A 13,489-nucleotide genomic window follows, 5' to 3' on the forward strand; every position below is an offset into this window, starting at 1 on the left:
GCGTGCTTTGATGAAGGCTTTAGGAGAGAGTTAGATTTGCTGCTATCATAGGCATTTATCCTTTGAGTAACACCAATAGTATTCAAACAATTTTTCAAAATAAAATTTATAATGGATAAGTTATGTCATTATTCCAGCCTTTACCTAATTATAAAGTGACGAGCCGCGATAAAACTTTGAACTTATCGCAGCCACATATTATGGGGATTTTAAACGTTACACCCGATTCCTTCTCTGATGGCGGACGGTTTAATGCGCTTGATAGTGCACTTAACCACGCTAAAGAAATGATAAGCGCGGGTGCAACTATTATCGATATCGGCGGCGAGTCTACCCGTCCGAATGCTGCTATTGTCGCAACTAATGAAGAATTGCAGCGAGTTATACCGGTTGTCAAAGCAATCAGGCAGCAACTTGGTGATGGAGTTTGGTTGTCTATAGACACCAGTAATCCTACCGTTATGCAGGCAGCTTTTGAGGCGGGCGCTGATATTTGGAATGATGTGCGAGCGCTGAAGCGTGAAGGTGCAGCAGAGATAGCAGCTAAGCTTGATATCCCTATCATGCTAATGCATATGCGCGGTGAACCGGCGACGATGAATAGTCTTGCTCAGTACGATGATGTGATTAAAGAGGTCAGTGCTGAGCTAGTAGCGCGTATCGCTGAGGTGACAAGCCTAGGCGTTAAGCGCGAAAAAATCATTATCGATCCAGGTTTTGGCTTTGCAAAAAACTATGAGCATCACTGCGCGTTATTAAGTGAGCTTGAGCGCTTACAAGATCTTGGATTACCGATGATGTTTGGCATTTCACGCAAGCGTTTTTTAGCCGAAGTGTTGAGCAGAAGCGGAGTAGAAGCGCTTGCTAATACTCAAGCGCTAGAGCGCGATGCGGTAGGAACAGCGGCCGGGCTCTTTGCGCTACAGCAGGGCGCTAGTATTATTCGCACCCACAATGTCGCTATGATGCAGCAAGCGGTGGCATTATGGCAGCAATTATCAACTTATCATCAAGGCTGATAGGTTAATAGCTTATTATAAACTGGCTGGCTGTAAACTGCCTTTTATAAACGCTATCTTTATAAACGGTGCCTTTATAAGCACGGCTGGACCCTATTATTTATTAACCTTACTTTTTATTTAACGACTATTCAGTTAAATACCATTAAACCTATGGGATATTTTTATGACGATTAGCAATCAATCAGAGCCAAACAAGCAACCAGAACCCACCCTTGAGCAACGCCGTATTATTTATCAAGCACGCCGCGGATTAAAAGAATTGGACTTTTATATTGACCCCTATATTAAAGAGTTATATTTAACCGCTGACCCGAGTGAACAGGCGACTTTCGCAGAAATGCTGACTCATGAAGACCCAGATTTATTGGATTATTTTACCAACCAAAGCCGTCCAGAAAATGCAGCAATATGGGATTTGGTTAATAAAATTAAAACATGGCGTCATAGTAAAAGTTAAACGTAACCATTGAAGTGTTTTTACCGTACCAGCCTTTGATATATAAGCTTTGAATACATAAAGTCCTGTTTGGATACCCAGTTATGACATTGCTAACTTCCTTACGTATCGACGCGCCGATCCAGCCTGTAAGCCGTATACGTTTGATGTTTCATCTGGTGTTAGCAACTGCGCTGCTGACTTGGGCAGCACTTGCGTCATTGGCGTTGTGGCAGTATGTAACTGTATTGATTGTAAGTGCCACTGCGCTAAGCTATTTAGCGCTATCGCGACCGATTTTGCTGCATTTAAGCCAGCCGCCCTCAAATAAGAGCATTTATCAACATTGGCAACTTCTGATGCGGAGCAGTCGCGGCGATAGCCTTTCGCAGGCTGAGCTTGTAGCGGTCAGTAGCTATTCTTGGGTGATATGCTTTAAGTTTATCATCAAAGAACCTTATCAGCGCCCTGTATCAGTCGCGATATTTCGGGATCAAGTCAGCGCCGAGCAATGGCGCAAATTGTCCATTTTAGCCAATAGTGTTTCTGCCAAAACGGCGTAAATAAAGGCCACGTTATTTAAAAACTAAGTGAAAGCCGCGTCATTTATATTGTGCACTCCCTTATGTTTTTTCTCCCACTGCTTATTTCTTCCTTTTCATCAATAACTTGAAGCTACATGCCATAACAAAACGTCTATCTAGGCTTATTAATGGATTTGCTATAGTAGTCATAAGCGTTAAAATCTTATTTGTCTTATTATTTAAAGATTTGCCATATCGGTGGTGAAGAGCTTTTTAGATGAGTAAAGAAAATTAGATATTTGACGATAAATTATTCATAATAAAAGGAAGATATCATGAGCTTATTAGGGAATTTAGTCAGTCAAGTCGCGCGCAGTGCCATGGATCCAGAGGACAGACAACGCAATCCGGTCAACCAACGTATCAATCCACGCCGTACCGGTGGTTTAGGCGATATATTAGGTAGTGTATTAGGTGGCGGCACACAGACAAGTGGCTACAATCCACAGCAGTATGAGCGCCGCAGTGATAATGGTTTTGGTTTAGATGACATCATCGGCGGGCTTACGGGCGCAAACCAGCGTGGCGATATGAGCTCAGGCGCGGGTGGACTTGGCGATATTTTAGGCAGCGTCTTAGGTGGTCAGATGGGGGGCGGCCAGATGAGCGGCAGTCAAACCTCGCGCGCAGGATTTGGTGGTAAAGGCATGCTGATTGCAGCATTGATGCCGATGGTACTCAGTTGGATCAAACGCAATGGTGGTTTAAGTGGCGCTTTATCAAAAATCACTGGCATGGGCTATGAGAATCAAGCGCGTTCTTGGATGAGTAACCAAGAAGTCAATGATAACCTTGATCCTAATGAGATTACCCGTTTATTTGATGAAAGTGAGATTCAGCAGGTAGCGGCGCATACCGGCGCAAATGAGATGGAAGTCCGCCAAGGTCTAGCTGAGCTACTGCCTGAGGTTATGAACCAATTAACGCCGAATGGCAATTTGGAAAATGAACCTGAAGCCAACGAAGAGATTGACCAAATTATCAATCAGTTATCAAATCGTTTAGGCACATTAAAGTAAAATAATTGTGCTTTATAAATCTTCCTTTCCATCATTAAACAAAGAGTGCATATACATGCGCTCTTTTTTTGTTTTAGCTTAGCAAAAATACTTACATTCTAACGCGATAAAGGCGCAGAATTTTCTATGTGAGTCGAGTGCTAAAAAGATAGATATGTTAAGAACCGTGACTAAGGACACCAAGACGATTTAAATATTTTATGATAAAGGTATAATTTATTTAGGGCTACTTCATAGCTTTAATGTTGTAAGCCAGTTGCTTTAAAAAGTCTCATATAAAAAATGCCAGCGATATAAAGGTATAAGCATTTTATAAGGATATGACCCATGCCATTTAAGCCTATCCAAGCAGCGATTGCCATCTTAGTTGGTTTGATTATCTGGTTTGTTATTCCTGTACCGACAGGGGTAACACCGGAAGCGTGGCATATGCTGGCTTTATTCATCGCCACCATTGTGGCCATCATCGGTAAAGTCTTGCCCATCGGAGCAATTGCCATTATCGCCGTTATGTTGGTAGCGCTGACTGGGGTGACTAATGACAGTCCAAAAGACGCCATCGCTGATGCACTATCGAGCTATTCAAGCCCACTGATTTGGCTCATCGGTATTGCGGTGATGATATCGCGAGGACTTATAAAAACCGGTCTGGGTCGGCGTATTGCTTATTACTTCATCTCGATCTTTGGGAAGAAAACCATTGGTGTTGCTTACTCGTTGAGTGCAGCGGAGCTGATGATAGCGCCGATTACACCCTCTAATACCGCTCGTGGTGGCGGGATTATTCACCCCATTATGCGGTCAATTGCGCAAAGCTTTCATTCAACGCCAGAAGAAGGCACGCAAAATAAAATCGGTCGTTATCTAGCGATGGTAAATTATCACGCCAACCCGATTACATCCGGTATGTTTATTACCGCCACCGCACCAAATCCACTGGTCGTAGATTTGGTCAATAAAGCCACCGGGAGTGAGATTCAGCTGTCATGGACGACGTGGGCAGTGGCGATGTTCATACCAGGGATGCTCTGTTTACTATTGATGCCATTGGTTATTTATCTGATTTATCCGCCCGATGTCAAAGTCACCCCCGATGCCAAACAGTTTGCCAAAGACAATCTAAGCGAGATGGGGCAGGTGAGCACGCAGGAAAAAATCATGTTGGGTGTCTTTGCCTTGATGCTGATATTGTGGGCCAATATTCCAGCACTGATTTTTGGTGAGCAATTAAATGTCGATGCGACGACTACTGCTTTTATTGGTTTGACCGCGCTTATACTGACGGGCGTATTAACATGGGATGATGTGCTTAAAGAAAAATCAGCATGGGACACCATCATATGGTTTGGGGCTCTGATTATGATGGCGTCTTATCTGAATAAATTGGGCTTGGTTGGCTGGTTCTCAAGCAACATCGAATCGATGATCGGCGTGATAGGCGTAGGCTGGATTGGCGCTGTGGTGATTTTGACGTTGGTTTATTTGTATATCCATTACTTTTTTGCCAGTACTACCGCCCATATTACTGCCTTGTTTGCTGCTTTTTATGCAGTAGGGTTAAGCCTAGGCGCGCCGCCGATGTTATATGCGCTTATTTTAGCAGCGGCGGGCAATATTATGATGACGCTGACCCATTATGCAACAGGTACGGCGCCGGTTATTTTTAACTCGGGTTATGTGACCCTAGGAGAGTGGTGGATTATCGGCGCCATCATGAGTGTGGTCAATCTTGTGGTATGGATAGGCGCAGGTTTGATTTGGTGGAAACTGCTTGGTTATTATTGATAAATAGACTGACTATATTATGAATGATAAATAATGAAAGAGATCACCCAGATGGGTTAGAAGCGCTCGTCCAAGGTATCTAGAGTGTAGTTTAAAGCCTCAAAGCAAATATTGGTATTAAAACCGCGGTATTGTAAAAACCGTAGCTGGCGTGCTTTGTCTTTTTGCTCAGTTGGAACGTCATCGCCATATTTTTTGGTACGGGCGGTGACGGCAAGTTTTAGCCAATCGACGCCTTCGATCAAGTTATCGGCATCATCATCGATAAATTCGCTAAACTCTTCCGATTCGGCATTCGCCATGTCGATGAGCTCATCAATATTGCCGGGCATGGCAATTTTTTTATGATAGAACTCCTGCTTAATACGAGCGCGTCCGCGCCCTTTACGGATGTTTTCTCGTATCAACATAAGCGTGGTACGGTAATCGCTTTGATAGCCTTTTTCTGCAAACTCATCAAGTAGGGCGTCGATTTTGTCTGAGTCTTGCTCTTTGTCTAGCAGCTTTTGTTTCAGCTCAGCTTTGCCGTATTCACGGCGTGACAAATAATAAAATGCCAACCAGCGCAAACGGCTTTCGGCTTTGATGGCGTCGATATCCGCTTGACGTTGCTCAGGCGTACGCAAATAGGCCTTAAGCGCCGCGGGTAAATTATCTGTTTGGTTATTGGCTTGATGGTTTAATTCACTATGACCGTTAGCAGTGTTGCTATCCGTATGGTCATTATCTTCGCTACTATGAACATCGTGTTTGACCTCGGCAAGTAGCTGTTTAATGCTTTGAGCTTCTAGTGGCTGATAGGCAGGTACGTCACTAGGCTCATGAATGAAATTTGCCGCTGGATGAAAGTTTTTTTTGCGCTTTTTGTTTTTAGAAGGTTTTTTATTATAAGAGGAAGGTGAGACAAGCGAGTCTATGTCCGTTACAACATCGTCCTGTGAAGGTGTTGCTTCCTTTTTTGTATAAGTCGTACGTTTAGCCGTTTTTCTAGGCTTGTCTTGATAGGAGCTCTGAGAATGTTTGAAAGACTCAGAGGATTTGATAGGTTTTTTGGCTTTGATAGTAGGACTACTCGCTGAATCGGCTTCCGACTCAGCGAGTATTTCAGCTAAGGTTTTAATTTTCATAATAAGTCATAGTGATTCATCACCAAACGTTTATTGCATTGGTTCAGGAGGCATCTCTTCGTCGCTATTAGCCTCGTCTGGGGTGTTTTTTGGCACACCTGTACCTAGCTTTTCAGCACGAATTTTAGCTTCAATTTCTTCTGCAATCGCAGGATTTTCTTTTAAAAACAGTACCGAATTGGCTTTACCTTGGCCGATTTTTTCATCGCCATAGCTGTACCAAGAGCCTGCTTTGCCAACTGCGCCAATCTCAACGCCCAAATCAATCACTTCCGCTAAGTGGTTGGTACCTTCACCGTAAGTGATTTCAAATTCAGCTTGGCGGAATGGCGGCGCCATCTTATTTTTGATGACTTTGACACGGGTTTGGTTACCGATAATCTCATCGCCATTTTTCACCGCCCCGATACGGCGGATATCCATACGTACCGACGCATAGAATTTTAGTGCATTACCACCGGTCGTGGTCTCAGGGCTACCAAACATCACGCCGATTTTCATACGAATCTGGTTGATAAAGACCACCATACAGTTCGAGCGTTTGGCATTACCGGTAATTTTACGCAGCGCTTGGCTCATCAAACGTGCTTGCAGACCCATGTGTGAGTCGCCCATTTCACCTTCGATTTCTGCTCGCGGCGTTAGCGCTGCGACGGAGTCGATGACAATCATATCAACTGCCCCTGAGCGCACTAACATATCGGTAATCTCAAGTGCTTGCTCGCCATTGTCTGGCTGTGAAACGAGTAAATCGTCGGTATTTACCCCAAGTTTACGGGCATAAACTGGGTCAAGGGCGTGCTCGGCATCGATAAAGGCACAAACGCCGCCTTGCTTTTGGCATTCTGCAATCGCTTGTAAGGTCATGGTGGTTTTACCAGAGCTTTCAGGACCGTAAATCTCAACGATACGACCTTTTGGTAGACCGCCAATACCAAGCGCGATATCTAGACCCAATGAGCCTGTAGAGACCACATCGGCGTCAAGCGTGGCTGAGTCGTCACCAAGATGCATAATGGTGTTTTTACCAAATTGCTTTTCAATTTGACCAAGGGCGGCTTTGAGGGCTTTGGCTTTATTTTCGTCCATGTAGGACTCCTTGTGAAGAATAATAAATATAAAATGGTCTAGTTAATGTAGAACGTGGCATTTAAAACGATAGCTTTAAAACGTTTGTTAAATAACGGCTTGCTCAGTGAAATCACTCACGACTTTCATCATCAGTAAAGGTTACGTTTAGCAAGTTTGAGGTAGATGGTTATATTGGGTTGAAGACAGTGATATCGAATATATCACCTTACTATACAGTAAAATCGAATCACGAGAAAAGCAAAAAAAAGTTCATAGATGCTAATGCTCATTTGCCATAACGATGGCTGTAGGGTTATCTTTGCGGTACGTATCGCGCTATCCTGATTTATATCACTGTTGTTTAGATAAGGCTATTATAACAAAAACCAAGTTGAAGATTTAGGGCGTAAAGAGGCTAAACGACAGTGAGTGTCGCCTATTATTGTCCTGCTTTTATTATAAAATAGTCATGCTTTGCCATATGGTTTTAAACTTGATAACCGGATGATTTGTCAATAGTTTTATAAGTTGTCCACAATAAAAAAGTATGTTTATTTTTGGGTTGTGAAACATCCATGAGGTTTAAATAAATTTGAAAAAAATTAAAAATATATTATTTTACTTTCAAATACCATGTAAGTTATTGATTTTTATAGTCTTATAAATTGTATAAAAAATGAACGATTTTACCTAACCCTTTAAGCTATCTAGGAAAATACTTGTCAAGTGGCGACTTATACACAGGGTTATCCACAGCTTATGGGGAGAACTCACCAAACCCTTATATTGCCGATGTTTGCGCCGCCATGAAATCTTAGGTATAGATCAAATATCGATGGTTTCTATTTTTGCAACTTTAAATTTAAGAAAAGAATTGCCTTGTTACGGCTATGTTTCACATAATGCGTACAGCGATAAAGCAATCAATAATAGGTTTGAATACTCTGCTATTTTAAAGAAAACACGCCACGCCTTATATGTCAAGGGCTATGCTAAGAGTCGCCAAACGCAGAAAAATGAACGGGTATAAAAAACGGCTAAGTACCTTATCAGTATCTTAGCCGCTATGGTGCAGGAATGCTAGGGTTACGCTACCCAGCCTAATCCTTGATATAGATTAAATCCCAAACGCCATGGCCGCGCTCTAATCCGCGGCGCTCAAACTTAGTCATTGGACGAAAGTCAGGACGGTCGGTGAAATTACCTGCGCCTGCTTGATTGGTCAGTCCAGCAAAAGCATCTAAAACCTCAACCATCCAAAAGGCATAATGTTCCCAGTCAGTCGCCGTATGGAACCAACCGCCTTGCTTTAAGCTGCGCGTAACAATCGCCATACGCTCAGGGCTGACAAAACGGCGTTTGTAGTGACGCTTTTTTTGCCATGGGTCAGGGAAGTAAAGCTGAATGCGGTCGATATGATTTTCTGGTAATTGCTTGAGCAATTGAATGGCATCGCCGTTGATGATTTTGACGTTGGTTAACCCTTGCGTCCCTGCCATGTACGCGCATTTACCGATACCTGGCTCATGAACTTCGACGCCAACGAAATTGCGCGTTGGCTCTGCTGCGGCCATCTCGATAAATGAATCGCCTAGGCCAAAACCAATCTCTAGCGTCAGTGGCGCGTCACTGCCATTAGGGCTGTCTGCAAATAACGCGCGTAAATTGTTAATACCATCAAGATTGCCGTCACCGAAACTGTTATTGACCAAGTAATGCGCAAATTCTGGCGCAGTCAATGCCAGTTCGGCATTTTTATTCATGTGCGTACGGCGTTTCATAAAGGTGTTAACGATACGAATATGCTTGTCCGTTGCCTCTTCAGTCTGACTGTTGGCATCGGCTTTAACGCTAGAGACCGTTGGCATGTCTGTGTTCATGGTATCAGTGGTATTAGGATTTTTCGCATCAGTAGTATCATGACTACTATTGATATCATTGTGTTTGGGATGTTGACTCATAGGATTAACAAGGCTTAATTAGGTGGGTAAAGTTGCCTCATTATAAGTGAAATCGTGACCACTGTGAACGCACAATCCAATTTTAGCGTGCCTGCCATCATTTTTATATATTTATACGCGGTTTGTGTATACAGGTTTCATATATATGGGTTTTCTACGCAGGGCTTTTGGCGTTATCATGTAGCAAGTGTTGTTTGAAAATAATGGTTTGAAAATAACCACTTAATAAGAATCGTTGGATAAAAAAACGATATATAAATCCGCGCGTTAACATTTATGCTTAATAATAAGTAAGGCTTGTCACCATGTTATTTATCGAGACGGATTCGCCGCCACCGTTTTATCAAGAACAGCTGAGCGCTGCTAGACGCGAACAATTGGATAAATGGTTTATTAGTCAGCGTAGCCAGTCGTATTATCTTAAGCGCTTTAAGGAGTTTGATGAGCAAGGCTATCTGTCACCCAAGTGGCATTGGGCAGCGTTCTTTGTCACCTTTCCTTGGCTACTGTATCGCAAGCGCTATATGGATGCGATTGTATATAGCGTCGCAGGTTGGTCATTTATTCAACTGAATGTAGCGCTGATATTGGTAGCGTTTGAGTTTGTGGCGATGCCTTATATTGCCGATGCTTATCAAATGAGCATACGTATCGCTATTGCGGCGCTGATTTGGCTGTTTTGGTCGTTTATGGTGGCACGTTGGACGGATGCTTATTATTACCGCATGGCACGGCGTGAGATTGCTGATGCTATCAATGATTATCCGCACGATGAAGCGGCGCAAAAAGCACATTTAAAAAAAGAAGGCGGGGTCAGTTTATTTGGCTTGGGTTTAGGATTTGGGTTTTTTGCTTTTGCGTTAATGGTGATAAAACTACAGTTTTTACCCATTGTCGCTAAGCCTAAAGAAAATGAAGTGTTATTTGATACCTATGATACCGCTAAAACGGCACAAAATCGTGTGGCGCTGACCTACCGGCAAACAGGCCAATGTCCGCTTAATCTGCCTTTAGATATGGGCACGCAGCAAGTCAATATCGCGGTTGATACCAAAGCTGCTGGCGTGACAAACACCGATTGCGCAGTTATTGCTACCATTCAAAACGTCAAGTTTCCATTACGTTATTTGAATGAGCAGACGCTGGTTTTTTATCATCTGCCCGATAGCGATAATTGGCGCTGTACGACCTCGTTAAATAAAAGGCAAGCGCCTAAAGGTTGTAGCGAGGATTAACCAACAATAAAAGAATAATAGCCGTTAGTTTTTAGAGTCAGCGGTCAGATCCTCCTTTTCATTGGCTGGGATTGATTGGCTTTTTAGTGCGTCATAAAAGTCCGTCAAATCCATTTTACGAGCTTTATCGATATCTTCATCAAATAAGCTCTCAAGCTCCGCTATGGCTGATTGTGCCGATTCAATCATACTGGCTTCGTCGTCATAAATCGCTTGCTGACGCTCGATCAAATCATCGTCATAATCACGGAAGGTTTGGACGGTTTCGCGTGCTTTTTCTGCTGAGATACCAAGTAGTTGTAGCGACTCACGCGACATATCTAAAGACGATAAATAGGTCTCACGCCAAATATGACGTACGCCGACTTCACGTAAACGATAATAATGCTGGCGGTCACGGGCGCGTGCTAAGACGATCATATCGGGATAGTTTTTACGCAAATATTGAGCGGTGGTGATAGAGCGCTCAACATCGTCGATAGCGAGAATAAAGACGCGTGCTTTTTTGATACCGGCGGCGCGAAGTATCTCGGGGTTTTTTGGATCGCCATAATAGACCTGGTTACCAAATTTACGCACGAAATCGACGCGATTTGCCGAGCGCTCAATCGCTGTAAATTCGATATTGTGCATACGCAGCACCCGACCGATAATCTGACCCACACGCCCAAAACCAGCAATAATTACCTGATGCTCATCGTCGGGAATCGTATCGTACTCGCGGCTGGGTTTTCTTTTGGCAAAGAGCGGCTCACCAATTTTTTCTAAGAGTAAAAATGCCAGTGGCGTTAGTGCCATGGAGATGGTAACAATAAGGTTTAGGGTGTTGCCAAGTTCGGGGCGTAGGACATTCTGTGCGCTCGCCACACTGAATAACACAAAGGCAAACTCACCACCCTGGGCAAGGGTGACACCCAAACGAATACTGGTTGGCCAGCGATTACCCGATACTTTTGCAATGGCGGTAATAACAGCAAATTTAATCACCATCAATGCCATAGCGCAGCCGATAATAAAGATAGGCTTTGCTAAAATGAGTTTGACATCAGTCAGCATCCCGACCGACATAAAAAATAGCCCTAACAGCAGGCCTTTAAACGGCTCGATACTGGCTTCTAGCTCATGACGATACTCAGAATCCGCCAGCAATACCCCTGTTAAAAATGCACCCAATGCCATCGATAGTCCAATTTGCCCCATTAAAATAGACACGCCCATGACAATAAATAAAGCGACGGCGGTCAAAAGTTCTGAGGCGCCGCTAGACGCTACAAACTTAAAGAAAGGGCGGATAATATAACGGCTAGCAAAGATAAGTCCGGCAAAAACCGCAAAAACCTTGCCAAAATAAATCAAATCATAGCTTTGCTCGCGCACCCCTGATAAAAATGGAATAACGGCTAACAAAGGGATAACAGCGATATCTTGGAATAATAGGATCGTAAAAGCTTCACGGCCGTGGGTGCTAGAAAGCTGCTGTTTTTCTGTTAATATTTGCAGGACAAAGGCAGTCGATGACAGTGCCAGACCAAACCCGACTATAAAAGCGGTATCGAGCGGCAAGGCAAAAAACTGGTGTAACAGCCACATCAATAGCGTGCCAGTCAGACCAACTTGCAGTCCACCGAGGACAAATATCGAACGCCGTAGCGCCCATAATCGTGAAGGCTGCAACTCAAGGCCAATGATAAACAACAGCATGACTACGCCGAACTCAGAAAAATGTAATAAGCTCTCCGCATCGCCTGCGACATCTAAACCACTGGGGCCCAATATCAGACCAGTAATCAAATACCCTAATACCGTCGCAATACCGAAACGCTTGCCCAGTGGTACAAAGAGCAGGGCTGCTCCCAAGAAAATGGTAGCTTGTAACATTAAGTTTGGTGAGCCGGCGGCGGCAGCGAGCATCTGGAATCCTTAGCGGTAACGATAAAATGAGCAGTAAAACAAGGTAGGCCTATAAGCAAAAAACTTTTTGCAGGGTTTATTTTTTACGATAAATCTTCCACACGCCATTGTCCGCCAGTGGATTGCTATAAGCATCGTTACGGCGCTTACGCGGGGTCTGGCGACTATCGACGATTTTAAAATCAGGCAGGGCATGAACGATAAGCCCAGTACGATAAAAGCGTACGCGCTCAGGCTCTAGCATCTCGCCCTTGGTATCACGGCAAAATACATAAGCACGCAAATCGATAAATTCACGATGCGCCACCAAACGAGCTTCATCATCGTTGTCAAATACGGCGCTCATACGGGCGATTTCATCAGCGCTATAATCGCCACATTTATCGGTCAGCGCTCCGACGGACCCAAAGCTTTTGGATTCTTTGGCGCGGGTCTTGGTCAGATGTAACCTTTGTACATGATAGATAAATTGCGGTATCTCAAGGCTGGCGGGTAACGGCAGGTAATCGGGCGGTAGATTGGCCGCTGGATAAAAGGCCATCGCGCGCTCAAGCAGACCATGCCAACGCTGCTGATAGGCTTGGACTTCGGCTAAATTGCCTTCATAAATCGGCATATCACGAATTTGCCGCAAAATATTAGGCGGAAACTGCTCATCTCGAAAGCTAGCAATATCTTCTTGCAGCGTCGATAGCAGTGCTTTGGCATGCTTTTTACCCTCGCTTGAGACAGGGTCATCAATGTAGCTAGGAGCAACGAAAGGAGCTGAGCGTCTTGACATGGCAAAAGGTCATCAATTGGTTATGAATAAGGGTATTGAGCCTTAAGTATACAGAATTTAGATGAAAAATATGGCGACGCGGCCAAATTTTCCATGATTTTTAACATCCTATTACAATGAAAAAACCCGCTTGATATAAGCTTATAAAAAATTACGCCTCGTTTTTAGGAGCTGTTTTTATGGATAATGGCTCAAAACATTTCACAAATCATGATAATTGGCGCGTCATATTAAAAATTGTTATTAGAATGATTCTAAAAATTATAAGTATAGGATTGGCGCTAGTATTTGGATTTTGGTTGCTACTGGCGTCAAATATGGGACCGGTTTATCTGCCACAGTTTATGGACGGCGCGCTAGATTTTTGGATTCGCATGACGCTGTTGGGGCTCGGGCTAAGTACTTGGCTCATAACAGCAGTTTGGATAATTTGGCTTGTGCTGCGTTATTGTTGTTACTTTATAAAAAAATATCAATTAAAACGTCGCTCATAACTAATAACCAGATAGACGACGTCTTAATTAATAATTATATGATTTAATATTTAATGTCTTATG

The 13,489-nt window shown here is 43.5% G+C and carries 12 protein-coding genes; 7 read left to right on the forward strand and 5 right to left on the reverse strand.

Translation table 11 applies throughout. The annotated features are described in order from the left end of the window. The first annotated feature begins 122 nt into the window (after window positions 1–122). The 5 genes from folP (at window position 123) to B2866_RS11180 (ending at window position 4,846) form a co-directional block, all read left to right on the forward strand. The gene (folP, locus tag B2866_RS11160; protein WP_296194177.1) at window positions 123–1,019 is read left to right on the forward strand and encodes a dihydropteroate synthase; all 897 of its coding nucleotides are present in this window, start codon (window positions 123–125) and stop codon (window positions 1,017–1,019) included. Between the two features lie 166 nt (window positions 1,020–1,185). Continuing rightward, on the forward strand, window positions 1,186–1,479 hold the full coding sequence (locus B2866_RS11165; protein ID WP_296194181.1) for a succinate dehydrogenase assembly factor 2: 294 nt from the start codon (window positions 1,186–1,188) through the stop codon (window positions 1,477–1,479). An 83-nt stretch (window positions 1,480–1,562) separates the two neighbouring features. After that, the gene (locus tag B2866_RS11170) at window positions 1,563–2,021 is read left to right on the forward strand and encodes a hypothetical protein (protein WP_296194184.1); all 459 of its coding nucleotides are present in this window, start codon (window positions 1,563–1,565) and stop codon (window positions 2,019–2,021) included. A 296-nt stretch (window positions 2,022–2,317) separates the two neighbouring features. Continuing rightward, window positions 2,318–3,061, forward strand: coding sequence for a YidB family protein (locus tag B2866_RS11175; protein WP_296194186.1), 744 nt, complete (start codon window positions 2,318–2,320; stop codon window positions 3,059–3,061). A 327-nt stretch (window positions 3,062–3,388) separates the two neighbouring features. Continuing rightward, window positions 3,389–4,846, forward strand: a complete 1,458-nt coding sequence (locus tag B2866_RS11180; protein WP_296194188.1) for an anion permease — start codon at window positions 3,389–3,391, stop codon at window positions 4,844–4,846. Between the two features lie 56 nt (window positions 4,847–4,902). Here the strand turns inward: B2866_RS11180 and B2866_RS11185 are convergent, their stop codons facing one another. The 3 genes from B2866_RS11185 to trmB form a co-directional block, all read right to left on the reverse strand. After that, the gene (locus B2866_RS11185; protein WP_296194191.1) at window positions 4,903–5,973 is read right to left on the reverse strand and encodes a regulatory protein RecX; all 1,071 of its coding nucleotides are present in this window, start codon (window positions 5,971–5,973) and stop codon (window positions 4,903–4,905) included. A 30-nt stretch (window positions 5,974–6,003) separates the two neighbouring features. Further along, the gene (gene recA / locus B2866_RS11190) at window positions 6,004–7,062 is read right to left on the reverse strand and encodes a recombinase RecA (RefSeq protein WP_296194194.1); all 1,059 of its coding nucleotides are present in this window, start codon (window positions 7,060–7,062) and stop codon (window positions 6,004–6,006) included. Between the two features lie 1,082 nt (window positions 7,063–8,144). Continuing rightward, window positions 8,145–8,912, reverse strand: a complete 768-nt coding sequence (gene trmB, locus B2866_RS11195; protein WP_409520856.1) for a tRNA (guanosine(46)-N7)-methyltransferase TrmB — start codon at window positions 8,910–8,912, stop codon at window positions 8,145–8,147. Window positions 8,913–9,310: 398 nt separating this feature from the next. On the opposite strand from trmB, the gene B2866_RS11200 reads away from it, so the two are divergent. Next, window positions 9,311–10,240 (forward strand): DUF2628 domain-containing protein, encoded by a 930-nt coding sequence (locus B2866_RS11200; protein ID WP_296194197.1) that lies wholly within the window; start codon window positions 9,311–9,313, stop codon window positions 10,238–10,240. 24 nt (window positions 10,241–10,264) lie between these two features. On the opposite strand, the gene B2866_RS11205 is transcribed toward B2866_RS11200, so the two are convergent. Beyond that, window positions 10,265–12,151, reverse strand: coding sequence for a monovalent cation:proton antiporter-2 (CPA2) family protein (locus B2866_RS11205; protein ID WP_296194199.1), 1,887 nt, complete (start codon window positions 12,149–12,151; stop codon window positions 10,265–10,267). A 76-nt stretch (window positions 12,152–12,227) separates the two neighbouring features. Then, complete coding sequence (locus B2866_RS11210; protein WP_296194202.1) at window positions 12,228–12,932, reverse strand: hypothetical protein; 705 nt, start codon at window positions 12,930–12,932, stop codon at window positions 12,228–12,230. Between the two features lie 179 nt (window positions 12,933–13,111). On the opposite strand from B2866_RS11210, the gene B2866_RS11215 reads away from it, so the two are divergent. Continuing rightward, complete coding sequence (locus tag B2866_RS11215) at window positions 13,112–13,426, forward strand: hypothetical protein (protein ID WP_296194205.1); 315 nt, start codon at window positions 13,112–13,114, stop codon at window positions 13,424–13,426. Window positions 13,427–13,489 lie beyond the last annotated feature (63 nt).

This window comes from Psychrobacter sp. UBA3483 (assembly GCF_002377905.1).
In the GTDB taxonomy this organism is placed as follows: Bacteria; Pseudomonadota; Gammaproteobacteria; order Pseudomonadales; family Moraxellaceae; genus Psychrobacter.